This is a genomic window from Streptosporangium sp. NPDC023615, assembly GCF_040640155.1.
In the GTDB taxonomy this organism is placed as follows: Bacteria; Actinomycetota; Actinomycetes; order Streptosporangiales; family Streptosporangiaceae; genus Streptosporangium.
Map to the genome: position 1 here is coordinate 1 of NZ_JBFABE010000029.1, position 16,596 is coordinate 16,596.

The 16,596-nt window shown below is 73.5% G+C and carries 19 protein-coding genes; 12 read left to right on the top strand and 7 right to left on the bottom strand.

The window, feature by feature from the left end:
• Window positions 1-116 precede the first annotated feature (116 nt).
• From AB0G16_RS20845 to AB0G16_RS20875, 7 genes are all read left to right on the top strand, one after another.
• Window positions 117-290 (top strand): transposase, encoded by a 174-nt coding sequence (locus AB0G16_RS20845; RefSeq protein ID WP_362807118.1) that lies wholly within the window; start codon window positions 117-119, stop codon window positions 288-290.
• 10 nt (window positions 291-300) lie between these two features.
• Window positions 301-777 (top strand): Tn3 family transposase, encoded by a 477-nt coding sequence (locus AB0G16_RS20850; protein WP_362807316.1) that lies wholly within the window; start codon window positions 301-303, stop codon window positions 775-777.
• The gene (locus AB0G16_RS20855) at window positions 768-1,001 is read left to right on the top strand and encodes a hypothetical protein (protein WP_362807121.1); all 234 of its coding nucleotides are present in this window, start codon (window positions 768-770) and stop codon (window positions 999-1,001) included. Before AB0G16_RS20850 ends, AB0G16_RS20855 begins: the two co-directional genes overlap by 10 nt.
• A complete protein-coding gene (locus AB0G16_RS20860; RefSeq protein WP_362807123.1) occupies window positions 998-1,480 on the top strand; it encodes a Clp protease N-terminal domain-containing protein in 483 nt (160 codons plus the stop codon). Before AB0G16_RS20855 ends, AB0G16_RS20860 begins: the two co-directional genes overlap by 4 nt.
• A 121-nt stretch (window positions 1,481-1,601) precedes the next feature.
• Window positions 1,602-2,495, top strand: coding sequence for an ABC transporter ATP-binding protein (locus AB0G16_RS20865; protein WP_362807125.1), 894 nt, complete (start codon window positions 1,602-1,604; stop codon window positions 2,493-2,495).
• On the top strand, window positions 2,492-3,325 hold the full coding sequence (locus tag AB0G16_RS20870) for an ABC transporter permease (protein ID WP_362807128.1): 834 nt from the start codon (window positions 2,492-2,494) through the stop codon (window positions 3,323-3,325). Before AB0G16_RS20865 ends, AB0G16_RS20870 begins: the two co-directional genes overlap by 4 nt.
• A gap of 149 nt (window positions 3,326-3,474) precedes the next feature.
• Complete coding sequence (locus tag AB0G16_RS20875; protein WP_362807131.1) at window positions 3,475-3,747, top strand: hypothetical protein; 273 nt, start codon at window positions 3,475-3,477, stop codon at window positions 3,745-3,747.
• On the opposite strand, the gene AB0G16_RS20880 is transcribed toward AB0G16_RS20875, so the two are convergent.
• A complete protein-coding gene (locus AB0G16_RS20880) occupies window positions 3,744-4,211 on the bottom strand; it encodes a hypothetical protein (protein WP_362807134.1) in 468 nt (155 codons plus the stop codon). The genes AB0G16_RS20875 and AB0G16_RS20880 overlap by 4 nt on opposite strands.
• Window positions 4,212-4,451: 240 nt before the next feature.
• Here AB0G16_RS20880 and AB0G16_RS20885 point away from each other — a divergent pair, with 240 nt between their 5' ends.
• Window positions 4,452-5,507 carry a LacI family DNA-binding transcriptional regulator gene (locus AB0G16_RS20885; protein WP_362807137.1) on the top strand — a complete coding sequence of 352 codons (1,056 nt, stop codon included), beginning with the start codon at window positions 4,452-4,454 and terminating at the stop codon, window positions 5,505-5,507.
• 150 nt (window positions 5,508-5,657) lie between these two features.
• Here AB0G16_RS20885 and AB0G16_RS20890 read toward each other — a convergent pair whose 3' ends face one another.
• Both AB0G16_RS20890 and AB0G16_RS20895 read right to left on the bottom strand, forming a co-directional pair.
• A complete protein-coding gene (locus AB0G16_RS20890; protein WP_362807140.1) occupies window positions 5,658-6,218 on the bottom strand; it encodes a YdeI/OmpD-associated family protein in 561 nt (186 codons plus the stop codon).
• Window positions 6,215-6,622, bottom strand: coding sequence for a VOC family protein (locus AB0G16_RS20895; protein WP_362807143.1), 408 nt, complete (start codon window positions 6,620-6,622; stop codon window positions 6,215-6,217). Before AB0G16_RS20895 ends, AB0G16_RS20890 begins: the two co-directional genes overlap by 4 nt.
• Window positions 6,623-6,720: 98 nt before the next feature.
• Between AB0G16_RS20895 and AB0G16_RS20900 the strand changes: the two genes are divergently transcribed.
• Window positions 6,721-7,698 (top strand): WYL domain-containing protein, encoded by a 978-nt coding sequence (locus tag AB0G16_RS20900; RefSeq protein ID WP_362807146.1) that lies wholly within the window; start codon window positions 6,721-6,723, stop codon window positions 7,696-7,698.
• Window positions 7,699-7,752: 54 nt separating this feature from the next.
• Here the strand turns inward: AB0G16_RS20900 and AB0G16_RS20905 are convergent, their stop codons facing one another.
• Window positions 7,753-9,177 (bottom strand): PLP-dependent aminotransferase family protein, encoded by a 1,425-nt coding sequence (locus AB0G16_RS20905; RefSeq protein WP_362807149.1) that lies wholly within the window; start codon window positions 9,175-9,177, stop codon window positions 7,753-7,755.
• A 69-nt stretch (window positions 9,178-9,246) separates the two neighbouring features.
• On the opposite strand from AB0G16_RS20905, the gene AB0G16_RS20910 reads away from it, so the two are divergent.
• Window positions 9,247-10,002 (top strand): metallophosphoesterase, encoded by a 756-nt coding sequence (locus AB0G16_RS20910; protein WP_362807152.1) that lies wholly within the window; start codon window positions 9,247-9,249, stop codon window positions 10,000-10,002.
• Between the two features lie 127 nt (window positions 10,003-10,129).
• On the opposite strand, the gene trpS is transcribed toward AB0G16_RS20910, so the two are convergent.
• Window positions 10,130-11,110 carry a tryptophan--tRNA ligase gene (trpS, locus tag AB0G16_RS20915; RefSeq protein WP_362807155.1) on the bottom strand — a complete coding sequence of 327 codons (981 nt, stop codon included), beginning with the start codon at window positions 11,108-11,110 and terminating at the stop codon, window positions 10,130-10,132.
• Between the two features lie 637 nt (window positions 11,111-11,747).
• On the opposite strand from trpS, the gene AB0G16_RS20920 reads away from it, so the two are divergent.
• Window positions 11,748-13,022: a pectate lyase gene (locus tag AB0G16_RS20920; RefSeq protein ID WP_362807158.1), complete on the top strand. Its 1,275-nt coding sequence runs from the start codon at window positions 11,748-11,750 to the stop codon at window positions 13,020-13,022.
• Between the two features lie 79 nt (window positions 13,023-13,101).
• On the opposite strand, the gene AB0G16_RS20925 is transcribed toward AB0G16_RS20920, so the two are convergent.
• Window positions 13,102-13,767 (bottom strand): HAD family phosphatase, encoded by a 666-nt coding sequence (locus tag AB0G16_RS20925; protein WP_362807161.1) that lies wholly within the window; start codon window positions 13,765-13,767, stop codon window positions 13,102-13,104.
• A gap of 387 nt (window positions 13,768-14,154) precedes the next feature.
• Here AB0G16_RS20925 and AB0G16_RS20930 point away from each other — a divergent pair, with 387 nt between their 5' ends.
• Window positions 14,155-15,603 (top strand): alpha/beta hydrolase, encoded by a 1,449-nt coding sequence (locus AB0G16_RS20930; RefSeq protein WP_362807164.1) that lies wholly within the window; start codon window positions 14,155-14,157, stop codon window positions 15,601-15,603.
• A gap of 76 nt (window positions 15,604-15,679) precedes the next feature.
• Here AB0G16_RS20930 and AB0G16_RS20935 read toward each other — a convergent pair whose 3' ends face one another.
• On the bottom strand, window positions 15,680-16,546 hold the full coding sequence (locus AB0G16_RS20935; protein WP_362807167.1) for an alpha/beta hydrolase: 867 nt from the start codon (window positions 16,544-16,546) through the stop codon (window positions 15,680-15,682).
• Window positions 16,547-16,596 lie beyond the last annotated feature (50 nt).

A 16,596-nucleotide genomic window follows, 5' to 3' on the forward strand; every position in this document is an offset into this window, starting at 1 on the left:
GCGTCCTCTCCGTGATCAGAGGTGCCGGCTCCAACCGGAAGGACGCACGTCGCACACGGGCGTCCCCCCTGTATGTGGACACCTCGGAGACTGGATCTTGAGGTCCGGGAGAAGAGATGTCACCGGTGGTGATGAAGAACCACCCCTCGGAGTTCAAGGCCGACGCGGTGGCGTTGGTGTTGTCGAGGCCGGATCGGACGATCACGTCGATCGCACAGGATCTGGGGGTCGGCCGCGAGACGCCGCGGCTCCGGGTGCGGGCCGCGCAGCGGGCGGCCGGCCCCGGCTGAAGGAAAGGACCTGCCGGTCTCGGTCGCCGCGTGCCTGACCGCGCACTCGCTGAACGCCGGGTACCGGCCGATCGCCAAGAAGGGCGTCGAAGCCTTGGAGCGGTCGCGGCTGTCGCACGTCCACCAGAACCACTTCCGGCCCGAGACGCTCAGCTTGGCGAACGTGCCGCTGGTCGACAAGCAGACCGGGCTGTCGCTCGCCCGGGCGTGGGGCGGCGCGGCCTGGTCGGCGCGGTCGACGGCCTCGGCCTCCTGGAGCTGCTGGGCGTCTCCTACCGGCCGGCCCTGGCTGACCTGCCCGGCCTCGCGCCCGGCGCCATCCGCGACCTGCGCGACCCGGACGCCACCGAGGACGACGACGAGGTCCGATCAACACGGGGTGCGTGTCGGGCCGGACCGGGGCGCCCTGCCCCGAGCCTCGGACACTCAAGCAACCACAGTTGACTATTCTCGAAATAGACAACTAGAGTTGCTTGCATGCCGGTAGAAGACGCACCCGTACCCCAGGATCCCGCCGACGCGCTCGCGGCGGTCGCGGCGCTGCGGCGCCTGGCCGATCAGCTCGAGGACGCCGCCGTGGAGCAGGCCATGCGCGCCGGGTGGGGCTGGCCGGAGGTCGCCGAGGCGCTCGGCGTCACCCGCCAGGCGGTCCACAAGAAGCACGCCAAGCGGCTCATCGCCGCAGGCGTGACGCTGAGGAGACGACAGTGAGCACGATCGACCACTACATCAACGACATCGTCGTGCGGGGAGCGGCCGAGGCGCGGGAGGAGAGCTCCGCCACCACCGAGGCCCACCACCTCCTGCTGGCCATCGCCGCCGTCGAGGGCACCGCCGCGCACCGCGTACTGACGGCGGCGGGGCTCGGGCGGCAGGCGATCAGGGATGCGCTGGACCGGGAGTTCGAGCACAGCCTTAACGCGGTCGGGGTGTCCCCCGCCTCCTACGACCTTCCGAAGCCCTTCCGCAGCCCCAAGGATCACCCGAGGCCCGGCGCCTCCGCCCGGCTCGCGCTCGAACGCGGCTTCGCCGCCGCCAAGGGCAAGAAGGACCTGCGTCCTGCCCATCTGCTGCTCGGCGTCCTGAGCGCCGGCGTCGGTACCGTGCCGCGCGCGCTCGCCCTGGCCGGCGTCGACCGAGCCGGCCTGATGGATCTCCTCCAGGAGACGCTCGCGCGCGAAAACTGGTAACCGCCCCCCTGTCCCCACGCTCCGGCCCGGTTCGGGCCGCGATGCGCCATGCCCTCGCGCCGGGCTTGCGCCGGCATGCGCTCCGGCACGAGGTCATCCGATCACGAAGAGAGTTCATTTCATGACGAAGAGCAACGGCATCGTGCTCGACGTCGACGGGCTGCGCATGCGCTACGGCTCGGTCGACGTCCTGCACGACGTCACGTTCCAGGCCCGCCACGGCGAGGTTCTGGCCTTGCTGGGTCCGAACGGCGCGGGCAAGACCACCACGATCGAGATACTGGAGGGATTCCGCGTCCGGTCACAGGGCCGGGTCTCGGTGCTCGGCGCCGATCCCGCGCATGGCGACGAGCAGTGGCGGGCCAGGCTCGGGATCGTGCTGCAGTCCTGGCGCGACCACGGCAAATGGCGGGTACGCGAGTTCCTCGCCCACCTCGGCACCTACTACACCCCCTACACCGTCCCCGGGATCTCGCGGCCCTGGGACCCCGACGAGCTGATCGAGAGAGTCGGCCTGACCGAGCACGCCGGCAAGAAGCTCAAGACACTGTCGGGCGGCCAGCGGCGCAGGCTGGACGTGGCGATCGGCCTCGTGGGGCGCCCCGAGGTGCTGTTCCTCGACGAGCCGACCACCGGCTTCGACCCGCAGGCCAGGTCCGACTTCCACGATCTCGTACGCGACCTGGCCGACGCCCGCGAGACGACCGTCCTGCTCACCACCCACGACCTGGACGAGGCCGAGAAGCTGGCCGACCGCATTCTCGTGCTGAACGGCGGCCGGATCGTCGCCGACGGCACCGCCGCCGAGCTGGCACGGCGGATCGTCGGCGAGGACGAGGTGCGCTGGGTGCGCGACGGGCGGCGGTACGTCGAGCGGACGCCCGACTCGACCACGTTCGCCCGCGAGCTGTTCGCCCGCTACGGCGACGACGTCCGGGAGCTGGAGGTCCACCGGGCCTCGCTGGAGCAGACGTACCTGGCGCTGGTGCGCGAGGCCGAGGAGGTGGCCCGATGAACGCGACCGTACTGCGCGCGGGCTGGTCCCGGGGCCTGATCGAGCTGCGGCAGTCGTTCACCAACGGCGCCGAGCTGTTCTCCCACTTCCTGTGGCCCGCCCTGATGGTGGCCACGCTGTTCTTCATCCGGGACCTGCCGGTCGGCGCTCTCCTGCTCGGCGCCGTGGCCTTACCCGGCATCCTCGGCATGAACGCCGCGACCGGCGTGATCGGCATGAGCCAGCAGCTCACCGCCGACCGCGAGGACGGCACGCTGCTGCGTGCCAAGGCGACCCCGCACGGGATGCCCGCCTACCTGATCGGCAAGGTGATCTCGGTGTCCGGCGGCCTGCTCGCCGACCTGGTGATCTTCCTTGTGCCCGCCGTACTCCTCGTCGAGGGTCTGCGGATCGGCCCGCAGTCCTGGCCCGGTCTGGCCTGGGTACTGGCGCTCGGCCTGGTCGCGACCCTGCCCGTCGGTGCGGTCCTGGGCTCGATGTTCACCACTGCCCGCGCCCAGGGACTGGTCCAGCTACCGTTCCTCGCTGTGATCGGCATCTCCGGCGTCTTCTACCCGATCACCGTACTGCCCGAGTGGTTGCAGTGGATCGCCCAGATCTTCCCCGTCTACTGGATGGGGCTCGGCATGCGGTCGGCCCTGCTGCCGGACGTGGCGGTCGTCGTCGAGATCGGCGCGTCCTGGCGACACCTGGAGACCGCCGGAGTGCTGGGCGCCTGGGCGCTGCTCGGCCTGCTCATGGCGCCGGTCGTGCTGCGGCGGATGGCACGCGGAGAATCCGGCTCGACGGTGGCGGCACGCCGTGAGCGTGCCCTGCAGCGGACCGGGTGAAGGCCATGACCGTCACGACGGTGACCAGCCGATCCCTGGCGCCGGACCTGGCCCGGGGCGTGATGTTGCCGGCGGTCGCGGTGGCGCACTTGGACTGGTGACACGTTCGTTTCCGCTGCCGGTCCACCGACGCCGACCGACAGCGCCCATTGACGTCCTCGCTGCCGACAACAAGACGATCTTCCGTAGCCGTAGCCGTAGCCGGATGTTCATCCAACGAACGTTCGACGAAGGCGACCAAGGACATCTGCCCGAAGGTCATCGAGGAGAAGGCCGGCGGCAAGCTCGCCACCGCCGACCGGCCCGGCCTCCTCACCGCGCTGTCCTGCATCCGCGAAGGCGACCTGCCGACCGTCCAGGAGGCCGACCGGCTCGGCCGCAACCTCCTGGAAGGACTCATCGGCCTCCCCGAACCGGCTTAGCGTGTGATCCGCGGGACGATCTGGGAGATGCGCTGGTGGGACAGGCCCAGCGCGCTGCCGATGTCGCGGGTGGTCCAGCCCTGGTCGATGAGAGTGCGGACGGCGTTGCGGACGGCATCGCGCTCGGCCTGTTCGGCGTAGAGGCGCGCGACACGTGCGTCAGAGACAGCCTTCCGTGCTTCCGCAGCTTCCGGATCGGCGGGGGTGAAGTCAAAACCGACGGTGTTGGCGTCGGGCGGGAGCAGGTCGAGCACGCACTCCATGACGTTGTCCGCGGTTTCTCTCCAGGTCGTGCCCTGGACCCGGATGACGTGGCCGTCCGGCAGGTCATGAACAGTGGCGGTCCAGCGCTTGCCGGTGCGGGTGAGGGTGGCGTGGTAGTTGGTCGTGACCTCGAGTTCGAGCTGGTCGGGGTCTTCGGGGAGGTCGGACTGGTCGAAGATCGCTTCGCCCCATGTGGTCATGGAAGAACCGTAGGCGCCGCAAACCATTTCGTCTAGGAACATAGACGGATTCTGGCTAGTTGACTTGCCGAATCCCGTGAGAGGAACGCGCCGACAGGTCGACCCAGGAAACTGCCCCCGCCGGGACGCGCGGGGGGCGGCCGCGCCTCCCGACGGTCGCGGCCCGGTATTGACGGCGTCCCCCGGAGTGGAACGTGCCCGCCGGGCCTGTAGCGTTGCCCCTGTAGGGGGTGAGCCGCTTTGAAGGCGGAATCGAACGACGGCGGACCGTCCTCCAGGCCCGCGGTGCTGGAGGACGTCGCCGCTCTCGCCGGGGTGTCGGCGATGACCGTGTCACGGGCGCTGAACGCGCCCGAGCGGGTGCACGCCGGAACCCGGGCGCGCGTGCTGGCGGCGGTCCGGGAACTGGACTACCGGCCCAACGCCGCCGCCCGCCAGCTCGTCACGGGCCGGTCCGGGGTGCTGGGCGTGGTCAGCATCGACACCCCCCTGTACGGCCCGGTCTCGACCCTCTACAGCATCGAGCGCGCCGCCAGGCTCAACGACTACTCCGTGAGCATCGCCAGCCTGAGCACGCTCAACCGCCGCTCGATCGAGGAGAGTCTCCGCCAGCTCCAGTCCCAGTCGGTGGACGGCGTGATCATCATCGCGCCGCACGAGTCCGCGGCCGAGGGCCTGCGCCACCTGTCGTCGATGGTCCCCGTGGTCGCGGTCGACGCCGGGGACGGCCTTCCCGTCCCGGTCGCCATGGTCGACCAGCGGGCGGGGGCGGCGCGGGCGACCAGGCACCTGCTCGAACTCGGCCACGAGACGGTGTGGCACCTGGCGGGCCCGGCCGACTGGATCGACGCCAACGGCCGGGTCGAGGGCTGGCGCGAGACGCTGGAGGCCGGGCGGCACCGGGTTCCCGAGGTGCCGCGCGGGGACTGGAGCTCGCGCTCCGGTTACCAGATCGGCCGGCAACTGGCGGGCGACCCCGACGTCACGGCCGTCTTCGCGGGCAACGACCAGATGGCCCTGGGCGTGCTGCGGGCGCTGCGCGAGGCGGGGCGGCGCGTTCCCGATGACGTCAGCGTGGTGGGCTTCGACGACTTGCCGGAGTCGGCCTACTTCTGGCCTCCGCTCACGACGGTGCGGCAGGACTTCGAGGAGGTCGGCAGGAACGCCTTCCACCTGCTGCTCGACCGGATGGCCGGCAGGCCGAGCCAGGCCCGGCGGCTCGTGGAGCCCGAGCTCATCGTGAGGGAGAGCACCTCGGCCCCGCCGAGCCGTCACGGCCGGTCGCGGGGACGCTGAGCGCACCGGGAGCGCCAGGGACGCCGGGCGGGCGTCCCCCGGCCGGTCGTGGTCGCCCGCCGGTGGCCGGCCACGACCGCCCCGTCCCCGGCACGGGACCCGTGGGACGACGTCCCGGGGCGGAGGGCGCCCGCGACGGTGGTGCGACGATCAGACCGGGCAACCTCCCCGCTCCTCCAGCAGGCCGGAGATCGCCCTCTCCAGGCGGGCGGCGCGCCCGGCCGGGGTCCGGGCCTTCAGCAGCGGCAGGATCAGGCGGTAGCGGCCGGTCCTGCCCAGCGCCTCGAAACGGGCGGCGGCACGCGGGCGCGCCGCCAGCGCCTCGGCCAGGTCGGGGGGGACGACGGCGTCGCGCTGGGCGGTGTAGGCGGCCTCCCAGCGCCCGTCCGCCCGGGCGGCGGCGACCTCGGCCAGGCCGGGCGGGCGCATCCGCCCGGCGGCGGTCAGCGCCTCCACGCGCTCGACGTTCACCCGCGACCAGGTACCGCCCCTGCGGCGGCGCGAGTACCGCTGCAGGAAGGAGTGCTCGTCGTGGGACCTGCGGTGGCTGTCGATCCAGCCGTAGCACAGCGCCACCTCCAGCGCCTGCGTGATCGTGACCGACGTGGCGGCCGACCCCTTCCTCGCGATCCGCAGCCAGGCCCCGTCGCCGCTGTCGTGATGGGCGGCCAGCCACGTCTCCCACGCGGCGGCGTCCTCGAAGTGCATCATCGGTCCAGCATCTCCAGGTAGTGGCTGTTGTACATGACGCCCAGCACGTTGCCGAACGGGTCGACCACCGACGCCGCGACGAAGCCGGGGCCGTGCTCGGTGAGCGGCGTGTGGAGCGTGGCGCCCATGGCGAGCAGCCGGTCCAGCGAGCCCTCGACGTCGTCGACGTGCCAGTGGGTGATCGCGCCTCCCGGTGCGGTGGAGGCGCCCGGCGGGGCGTACCGCCGGTCGATGATGCCGAGTTCGGCCTGGTGGTCGCCGATCCGGAACTCGTAGTAGCCGGCCGGCTGCCCGTTCCCGGGCTTCTCGTAGTACGGCTCGACGCCCAGCAGGTCGGCGTACCACGCCCTGGCCGCCTCCAGGTCGTCCGCCCAGAGGGTGACGGTGGCGAGTCCTCGCAACATGATCCGCTCCTTCGCTGTCGTGCTTCGTTTCCGATGTCCACGACTCTAGAAGCGCAATAGGTCATCGAACGTCCTAGTAGCGGTGGCATGATGACGGCATGCGCGATCCCTCCGGCCGGCTGCTGCGGCTGCTGTCCCTGCTGCAGACCCCGCGCGAGTGGCCGGGCGGCGAGCTCGCCGACCGCCTGGGCGTCACCTCCCGGACGATCCGGCGCGACGTCGAACGGCTGCGCGAGCTGGGTTATCCGGTCCACGCCACCCAGGGGAACGTCGGCGGCTACCGGCTGACCGCCGGAGCGGCCATGCCGCCGCTGCTGCTCGACGACGACGAGGCGGTCGCCGTCGCCGTCGGCCTGCGCGCCGCGGCCACCGCCGCCGTCGACGGCATCGAGGACACCTCGCTCCGCGCCCTGGCCAAGCTGGAGCAGGTCCTGCCGGCACGGCTGCGTCACCGGGTGACGGCGCTGTCGGGGGCGGCCGTCGTCCTGCCCCCGCGCGACGGCCCGGCCGCCGACGCGGGCACCCTGGCCGCGCTGGCCGCCGCCTGCGTGACGCACGAGAAGGTCCGCTTCCCCTACACCAGGCCGCACGGCGAGACGACCCGGCGGCTGGTGGAGCCGCACCGCCTGGTGGTGTCGGACCGCCTGTGGTACCTGGTGGCCTACGACGAGCACCGGGCCGCGTGGCGCTCCTTCCGCGTGGACCGGATGGGCGAGGTGCACCGCACCGGCGTCCGCGTTCCCGCCCGTGAGCTGCCCGGCGGCGTCGACACCCGGACCTGGGTGACCGCGCAGATGCCGCCCCGCGACGTCCGGGCCCGGCTGCTGCTGCACGTCCCCGCCGAGGAGGCCGCCGAGGTCGTCCCCGCCTGGCAGGGGGTCCTGGAACCGGTCGACCACCGCTCGTGCCGGCTGCTCACCCACCCCGACTCCCCGCGGCACCTGGCCTGCCGCATCATGCTCCTGCCGGTCGACTACACCCTCCTCGACCCCCCGGAGGTGGCCGGCCACCTCCGGGCGATCACCGGACGCGCCGGACGCGCCCTCGGCGCGTTCACCGGTACGGACGAGGCCTGACGCGCTCCCCGGCCCGAAGGCCGGAGCGCCGGTCCGCGATCCGGTGGCGCGCTCTCACGGCCCGGGCCGTCCGGGGGCACCCCCGAAGGCGTCGGCCAGCACCGTCAGAAGGGCGTCGAGGGCGGCCGGGTAGGCGCGCTCGGACGGGGCGCCGAAACCGACCAGCAGCCCCCGCGCCCGGCCGGCGGGGTCGTGGTGGAGCTCGGTCAGGCCGCGCAGGGCCAGGCCGCGGCGGGCGCAGCGGGCCAGCAGGTCGTCCTCGGCGGGACCGCCGGGCGGGAGGGTGAGCAGGGTGTGCAGGCCGGCGGGAACCCCGTGGGCGACGAGGCCGGGAACGGCGGCGACCCGGTCGAGGAGGAGCGCGCGGCGGCGGCGGTAGCGCAGGCGGGCGGCGCGGACGTGGCGGTCGTAGGCGTGGGTGGTGATCAGATCGGCCAGGACGAGCTGGCCCAGGGTCTCGGTGTACAGGTCGGCGTGCCGCTTGGCCCGCGTGACCGGCTCCACCAGCTGGGGCGGCAGGACCATCCAGGCCAGGCGGAGGGCGGGGCCGAGGGTCTTGGAGACGGTGCCGCAGTACACCACCCGGTCGGGGGCGACGCCCTGCAGGGCGCCGACGGGCCGGCGGTCGTAGCGGTACTCGCCGTCGTAGTCGTCCTCGACGACGAGGCCGCCCGTGGAGCGCGCCCACGCGCACAGGGCCCGGCGGCGGCCGGGACACAGCGGGACGCCGGTCGGGTACTGGTGCGAGGGCGTGAGGAACGCCGCCGCCTCGCGGCCGGTCAGCTCCCCGGTGCGGGCGCCCCGGGCGTCGACGGGCAGCGCGACGACGGTGAACCCGGCGCGCCGGACGACGTCGCGAAAGGCGTTGTGGCCCGGGTCCTCCACGGCCGCGACGCGGGCACCGCCCGCGACCAGCGCGCCGCAGAGCAGCCCGAGGCCCTGGTAGTGACCGGAGGTGATCACGATCCGGTCCGGGGTGGTGACCACGCCGCGGGTGCGGCCCAGGTAGCCGGCGAGCGCGACGCGCAGCTCGATCCGGCCCTGCGGTTCCCCGGCGCCGAAGACCTCGGGGCGGGCGTGGGTGAGCACCCGGCGGGTGGCGGCGAGCCAGGCCCGGACGGGGAAGGCGGCGACGTCGGGCAGGCCGGGACGGAGGTCGTGGCGGGGAGTCCGCGGCCCGGGAAGGTGGCGCGCGGTCCCCGGGAGGTCCCGCGGCACCTCGGCCACGCTGGTGCCCGATCCCGGCCGCGTGGTCAGGTAGCCCTCCTCGGCGAGCTGGCCGTAGGCGGCGCTGACGGTGCCCCGCGAGAGCCCGAGTTCCCCGGCCAGCCCCCGGGTGGAGGGCAGGAGCGCCCCCGCGGGCAGGCGTCCCTCGCGGATCGCCGCCCGCAGCGCGGACTCCAGGCCCGAGCGCCGCCCGCCCGCCGTGTCGAGGGAGAGGTGCAGATCGAGCCGGGAACCGGACCAGTCTTTCGGCATGGAACCGGATCTTATTCCTGGTCCGGTCCTCCCCTACGGTCGTGGTGAGCCGAACGAAGGGAACCGGCAGTGATCGTGATCGCCCATCTCAGCGACCCCCACATCGACGAGGGGCAGCGCAGCGTCGAACGCCTCAAGGCCGTCGTGGACCACCTGGAGGACCTTCCCTGGGACCTGGACGCCGTCCTGGTCACCGGCGACATCGCCGACCACGCCCTGCCGTCCGAGTACGAGCGGGCGCGCCGGGCGCTCACCTCCCGGCATCCGCTGCTGGTCTGTCCCGGCAACCACGACGAGCGCGCCGCGTTCCGGCGGCATCTGCTCGGGTGGCCGGGGACGGAGGAGCCGGTCAACCAGGTGCACCACGCCTCCGGCGCCGTCATCGTCCTGTGCGACTCCTCCGTCCCGGGCAAGGACGAGGGTCTCCTGGAGGAGGAGACGCTGGCGTGGCTGGAGAACACGCTGGCCCAGGCCCCGCCGGGGGTCCCCGTCCTGGTCGGCTTCCACCACCCGCCGACCCGGCTGCAGGTGCCCTTCGTCGACGCCATCCGCCAGTTCGGGGCCGGCAGGCTCGCCGGGATCGCCGGCCGTCACCCCGACCTGGTGGCCTTCCTGTGCGGGCACGCCCACACCGCGGCGGCGACCACCTTCGCCGGACGGCCGCTGCTGGTGGCGCCGGGGGTGGTCTCCACCGTCCGCCTCCCCTGGGAGCGCCGGGCCCACGCCGGCGACCACGTCCATCTCGACCGGCCGCCCGCGCTGGCCTTCCACGTCCTGGACGACGAGGGGCGGCTGACCACCCACTACCGGTCCGTCGTCACCTGACCGCTCCGGCGGCCCCCGGACGGCGGTGGGGGCACCCGGACGGCGGCCGGGCGGTGCTCGGGCGGCGGCCGGGCGGTGCTCGGGCGGCGGCCGGGCGGTGCTCGGGCGGCGGCCGGGCGGTGCCGCCTCATCCGGGGAGAAGCCCGATCGCCGCCTTGACCCGGCGTACCTTCGCGTCGGCCAGGTCGTGGGCGCGCTCGGCGCCGGCTCGCAGGGCCTTCTGGACGTGCCCCGGGTCGGCCGCCAGCCGCAGGTAGCGCTCCCGGACGGGCGTGAGGGTGGCCACCACGGCGTCGGCGACGGCCTCCTTCAGCTCGCCGTAGCGGTCGAACCGCCCGGCCAGGCTCCGCGGCTCCTCGCCGGTGCAGGCCGCCAGGACGGCCAGCAGGTTCGACACCCCCGGTCTGCGTGCGGGGTCGTAGCTCACCACGCTGTCGGTGTCGGTGACCGCGCGCATCACCTTGCGCCGCAGGACGTCCGGCTCGTCGAGCAGCCGCAGCGTCCCCGCGGCCGAGGGGGCCGACTTGCTCATCTTGTCGCCGGGCGACGTCAGGTCCATGATGCGGGCGGCGACCGGCGGGGTGACCGCGCGGGGAACGGTGAAGGTGGGGCCGTAGCGGGTGTTGAAGCGCTGGGCGATGTCGCGGGCCAGCTCCACGTGCTGGCCCTGGTCCTCGCCGACCGGCACCTCGTCGGTGTCGTACAGCAGGATGTCGGCGGCCATCAGGATCGGGTAGGTGAGCAACGACATCCGCACCTGCTCCTGGCGGCCGGACTTCTCCTTGAACTGGATCATCCGCCGGGCCTCGCCGTACCCGGTGACGCATTCCAGCAGGTAGTGCAGTTCGGTGTGCCCGGGTACGTGCGACTGGACCAGGAACAGGCACCGGCCGGGGTCGGCGCCCGCCGCCAGCAGGAGGGTCGCGAACTCCAGCGTCCGCCGCCGCACCTCGGCGGGATCGTGCTCCAGGGTCAGGGCGTGCAGGTCGGAGATGAAGATCACCGTGTCCGTGGTGGCCTGCCCGGCGACGATCGGCGCGATCGCGCCGATGTGGTTGCCCAGGTGCAGGTCACCGGACGGGGTGAAGCCCGTGAGTCGTCGTGCCATCGGTCTGGTTCCCCTCGGGGTCGAAGGGCCGCCGGAGACCGGTACGGCGGGGTGCGAGAACGCGAGACGGCCGCCCGGTCCGGGGCGGCCGCGTTGTCAGGTACGCGGATGAACGGTGCCGCCCGTCAGGGGCGCCACCAGCCAAGGAACAAGAAGATCATCCGCATGCCGCGACCATACCATTCCGCGCCCCTGGAGAGCGAGGGTGGCGCATGGCGGGCCCGCGGCGGGGGCGGGACCGTGAAAGTTTCATCGCGCGGCGCGCCCCCGGCGGCTCCCCTCGCTCCGGCCTCAGGGTCCCCCGCCGTGGTGAACCCGCCTTCCGGGCCGCCGCCGTCGCCGCGTCCCGTCGCCTCCGGCGCAGCAGGACTTCACACGGCCGTGACAATGTGCTTCGCTTCCCTTGGGAAAGCGCTTACCGATGACCGGAAAACGATTTCTCGCCCCGTCCGCATGATCCGAAAAGATCAACCATCGATGCCCTGGCGCCCTGACCACGCCAGGCCAGGCCAGGCCAGGCCAACGCACCGTCTCCCGGTCCGCACCCCCCACGACATCACGCCACCCGCCTCGGGGACCCCGGTCCCGGGGGCGGGGAGCCGCGGTCCGGCACACCCGACATCGAACGGAGCTCCACGTGCGACAAGCAAGAAGACTCGGCGTCAGGCTGGCGATCACGGTGACCGCCGGCATCATGACGACCGGCGGAATGGTGGCCGTGCTCACCACCCCCGCCTCCGCCGCCCCCTCCAACGGCAACTACACGCTGGTCAACGGCGGCAGCGGCCTCTGCGCCTCCGTGCCCGGGCAGAGCACCGGCGACGGCGTGCAGCTCGCCCAGTCCAACTGCTCCGGCGCCGCGGGACAGGTCTTCACCCTCGCGTCCGCGGGAAGCGGCTACCGCCTGACGGCGACCCACAGCGGCAAGTGCCTCGGGGTGCGCGACGCCTCCACCAGCGCGGGCAAGGCCGTCCAGCAGGAGTCCTGCACCGGCGCCGCCTCGCAGACCTGGCAGCTCACCGCGTCCGGCAGCGGCTACCGGGTCGTCAACGCCAACGGCGGCAAGTGCCTCAACGTCAAGGACAACTCCTCCTCGTCCGGCGCCCTGCTGCAGCAGAACTCCTGCGACTCGGCGGCCACCAAGCAGTGGACGCTGACGCCCGCCGGTGGCGGCGGCAACCCCGACCCCACGCCGACCCCCACGCCGACCGTGACCCCCACCGGGGGCACCGGCGGTGACGGCAGCGGCGCCTGGCCCTCGTCCACCGGCAACGTCCACACCCCGACGACCCGCAACGCCGGGACGTTCTTCGACGGCGGCATGAAGCGCTACTACGGCATCGGCGACGGCGGCCAGGGCGAGGGCCAGGACCCGATGTTCACCGTGGCCAACGGCGGCACGATCCAGAACGTCATCCTCGACGCGCCCGCCGGCGACGGCATCCACTGCGAGGGCTCCTGCACCATCCGCAACGTCTGGTGGAACGACGTCGGCGAGGACGCCGCGACCTTCAAGGGCACGAGCTCCTCGGCCACCTACCTGGTGGACGGCGGCGGCGCCAAGTCCGGGTCCGACAAGGTCTTCCAGCACAACGGCGCGGGCACGCTGACCATCCGCAACTTCCAGGTGCACGGCTCGGGCAAGCTCTACCGCGCCTGCGGCAACTGCTCCAGCTCCTACCAGCGCCACGTGGTCATGGACGGCATCACCGCCCGGTCCACCAAGCTGCTGGCCGGGATCAACTCCAACTGGGGCGACACCGCGCGCTTCAGCCGGATCACCGTCTACGGCAGCGCCACCATCTGTGAGCGCTACAAGGGCGTGCCCAAGGGCAGCGAGCCCACCAAGATCGGCTCCGGCCCCGACCCGGTGCACTGCCGGTACTCCAGCTCCGACATCACCTACCGGTAGGCCCCACCGGCAGGGATCCCCGACGGGAGTGTACGGCCCGGCTCCGCCACCGCGGTGCCGGGCCGTACCGTTTCCCCCCTCACCGCTCCTCGGCCTTCACCGCCTCGGCGGCCGGCGCGCGGCGCCCGATCCGGTACGGCTCCACGAGCGCCCGGCGCAGGTCGTCCAGGGTGGTGAAGAGGTGTCCCGTCATGCCCAGCCGCTCGGCGGCCCGGATGTTCTCGGCCCTGTCGTCGACGAACACCGTGTCCGAGGCGGGCACCCCCAGCTTCTCCAGGCACCAGGTGTAGGCCCCGGCCTCCGGCTTGGCGTACCCGATGCGGCAGGAGAAGGCGCGCACCTCGAACACGTCCAGCCACGACCGGTGGAGCACCTCGACGTGGGCGGCCAGGTCGGAGGGGAGGTTGGACAGCAGGGCGAGCCTGGTGAGGCCGCTCATCTCACCGACGAGGTCGACCATCTCGTCGTCGACCTCGCTCCAGCTCTCCAGGTCCCTGACGACCAGCTCGTCGAGCTGGTCGTCGCCGAAGCCGGTGCCGGCGGCGCGGGCCACGGTCCGCCAGTAGTCCCGGCCCGACTGGTCGCCGCGGTCGTAGGGCGCCCGCAGGTCCCAGTAGGGCCGCCACAGACGCGGACCCGACAGGCCGGCGGCGCGCTCGATGGCCGCGACGCTCTCCGGGGACTGGTGACGGGCGATGACGCCGAACAGGTCGAAGACGAGGACGGGCGGGGCGGGCTCCCTCAAGCGGACTCCCTCGGTATGTCGTCACGGAGGCGGACGCGGCGGGCCTGGAAAGGCGCGCGACCGGTCCGCGCGCCGGCCGACCCGCACACGCGCCCGGCCTGACACGGCGGCCCCACGCGGCGCCCCGGCAACCCTACGCCATGACGCCGGAGGCGTCGCGAGGCGCCGGCCCCGGACGCCCGCGGCCCGGAGTCCCTCCGCCCCCTCGCGGAACGCCAGGGCCGGCGCGAGGAGCACCGCACCCACGATCGGCATCCACGACGGGCCGGACGGCGGCAGGAAGACCCCCGGCGAGCCGCGATGTGTCCATCCGGCCGAGGGGGAACGCGGGCGGCCGTACTTCCGGCCGATGATCGGAGGCGGGCGGCCGCACGACCATCACATCTCATGAAACGAAGCATCACGGCCTCCCTCCTGACGATCGCGACGGTCCTGCCGTTCCTGGCCGCCGGCGGGGCGGCGTCCGCCGACGCCCCCTCGATCTCCTGGCGGCGGTGCGGCGAGCAGGCCGGAGCCGAGTGCGGGACCGTCGAGGTCCCGCTCGACTGGTCCGCCCCGGCCGGGCCGAGGATCGAGCTGTCCGTCGTACGGCGCAGGGCCACCGGCCCCGGGGCGCGGATCGGCGCCCTCCTCTACAACCCGGGCGGCCCGGGCGGCCAGGCCGCGCTGGTCGTCCGCGACCACCCCTCGGCGATCCTCTCGGACGAGGTGCGCCGGCGGTTCGACGTCGTCGGCGTCGACCCGCGCGGGGTCGGCGGGAGCGGCGCCGTACGCTGCGGCCTGCCGGTGCACGACCCCGGGGTGAGCCAGTTCCCCCGGACCCGGGCCGGGTACGACAGGCTGGTCGCGCGCAACAGGGCGGTGGGCGAGAGCTGCCTGGCCGCCACCGGCCCCCTGCTCCGGCACGTCGACACGGTGAGCGTCGCCCGTGACCTCGACGCGGTGCGGGCCGCGCTCGGCGAGGAGAAGGTGAGTTTCCTGGGCAAGTCCTACGGCACCATTCTCGGCACCGAGTACGCCGGCCTCTTCCCCGGCCGGGTCCGCGCCATGGCGCTGGACGGCGCGGTCGACCACGGGATGAGCTCCCGCCGCCTGGTCGCCGACGCGTCCAGGGCGGTGGAGGACTCGTTCGAGCGGTTCGTCGCCTGGTGCGACCGTACGCCGAGCTGCCCCCTGCACGGCAGGGACGTCGCGCGGGTGTGGGACCGTCTCGTCGCCGGGGCGGAGCGCACCCCCGTCCCGGTGAAGGGCGGACGGCCGATCACCGCCGAGGAGCTCCGCTACGTGGCGTACACCTTCCTCACGCTGATCCCCGAGTACGCCGGAGGTCTCGCCGCCGGGATCGTGCAGGCGGAGAAGGGCGACGCCGCGATCTTCGCCTCGATGCGGGCGCAGGCGCTCGACGACCCCGCGAGCACCGCCGCCTACCGGTCCGTCATGTGCCTGGACCTCGAACCGGGGATCCGCGGCTACCGGGACCTGCGGGCCCGGCTGAAGCGGGTCCGCGCGCTGTCGCCCCGCCTGAGGGGGACCTCGGAGTTCTGGGACATGACGGTCGGCTGCCTCGGCTGGCCCGTGCCCCCGGCCAACCCGCAACGGCGGGTGGACGTGCGCGGCACCGCGCCGATCCTCGTCGTCGGCACCGCCCACGACCCGGCGACCCCGCTCGCCTGGGCGCGGAGCCTGTCGTCGCGCATCCACGGCTCCGGCCTGCTGACGTACGCCGGGACGGGTCACACCGCCTACATGAGGTCGGACTGCGCGACCGAGCACATCGACCGCTATCTGGTCACCGGCCGGCTCCCCCGGGCGGGGACCGTCTGCCGGGCCACCTGACGGGCCACCTGACGGGCCCGGCCTCGGTGAGGCCGGGTCCGTGCCGTTTCCCTCCGGCACGCGCCGCCGGGCGGGGTCACGAAGGGGACGAGAAGAAGCCGCCCAGGGCCTCGGCGAGGGCGTCCGGGGCCTCCTCGGCCACGTGGTGGCCGGAGTCGATCCCGTGACCCCGCAGGTCGTCGGCCCAGTCGCGCCAGATCGCCAGCGGGTCGCCGTAGAGGTCCTCCAGGTCGTCGCGCAGCGACCACAGGACCAGGGTGGGGCACCGCAGCCGTAGGCCGGCGGCCCGGTCGGCCTCCTCGTGGCGCAGGTCGACGGTGAGACCGGCCCGGTAGTCCTCCAGCATGGCCCGTACGACGTCGGGGTTCCTGGTGGCCTCGCGGAACTCGTCGTGGTTCTCCCGGCCCATGCTCTCCGGGTCGCCGTGGTACCAGGCGTCGGGGTCGGCGTTGATGACGCGTTCGGGGATGTCCGGCTGCGCGAAGAAGAACCAGTGCCACCACTGCGTCGCGAACTCCGTGCCGACGCGGGACAGGTGCTCGCTGATGGGCAGGCAGTCGACGATCGCCGCGTGGGACACCGCTCCGGGGTGGTCCAGCGCGAGGCGGAGCGCGACCGCGCCCCCTCGGTCGTGGCCGGCGAGGGCGAACCGGGAGTGTCCCAGGGAACGCATCACCGCCGCCATGTCGCCCGCGACGGCGCGCTTGGAGTGCGCGGAGTGGTCCTCGGCGGGTGCCGGGCCGCGCGAGCGGCCGTACCCCCGCAGGTCGGGGCAGACGACGGTGAAGCCGCGCTCGACCAGCCGGGGCGCGACGCGGTGCCAGGTCGCGGAGGTGCGGGGATGACCGTGCAGCAGCAGCACCGGCGGGCCCTCCCCGCCGTGGCGGACGAAGACGGACGTCTCCCCCACCTGGATCGGCCCTGCCTCGAAGCCCTCGAACATCGTTCCCTCGTCTCCCGCCACGGCATCCGGCCCGGCGGCCGCCCGCCCGC

Bases quoted from the DNA above. Each gene is read 5' to 3' on its own strand.
- AB0G16_RS20845 (WP_362807118.1), top strand. From the start codon at position 117: ATGTCACCGGTGGTGATGAAGAACCACCCCTCGGAGTTCAAGGCCGAC.
- AB0G16_RS20855 (WP_362807121.1), top strand. From the start codon at position 768: ATGCCGGTAGAAGACGCACCCGTACCCCAGGATCCCGCCGACGCGCTC.
- AB0G16_RS20865 (WP_362807125.1), top strand. From the start codon at position 1,602: ATGACGAAGAGCAACGGCATCGTGCTCGACGTCGACGGGCTGCGCATG.
- AB0G16_RS20870 (WP_362807128.1), top strand. From the start codon at position 2,492: ATGAACGCGACCGTACTGCGCGCGGGCTGGTCCCGGGGCCTGATCGAG.
- AB0G16_RS20880 (WP_362807134.1), bottom strand. From the start codon at position 4,211: ATGACCACATGGGGCGAAGCGATCTTCGACCAGTCCGACCTCCCCGAA.
- AB0G16_RS20890 (WP_362807140.1), bottom strand. From the start codon at position 6,218: ATGATGCACTTCGAGGACGCCGCCGCGTGGGAGACGTGGCTGGCCGCC.
- AB0G16_RS20895 (WP_362807143.1), bottom strand. From the start codon at position 6,622: ATGTTGCGAGGACTCGCCACCGTCACCCTCTGGGCGGACGACCTGGAG.
- AB0G16_RS20900 (WP_362807146.1), top strand. From the start codon at position 6,721: ATGCGCGATCCCTCCGGCCGGCTGCTGCGGCTGCTGTCCCTGCTGCAG.
- AB0G16_RS20905 (WP_362807149.1), bottom strand. From the start codon at position 9,177: ATGCCGAAAGACTGGTCCGGTTCCCGGCTCGATCTGCACCTCTCCCTC.
- trpS (WP_362807155.1), bottom strand. From the start codon at position 11,110: ATGGCACGACGACTCACGGGCTTCACCCCGTCCGGTGACCTGCACCTG.
- AB0G16_RS20930 (WP_362807164.1), top strand. From the start codon at position 14,155: ATGAAACGAAGCATCACGGCCTCCCTCCTGACGATCGCGACGGTCCTG.
- AB0G16_RS20935 (WP_362807167.1), bottom strand. From the start codon at position 16,546: ATGTTCGAGGGCTTCGAGGCAGGGCCGATCCAGGTGGGGGAGACGTCC.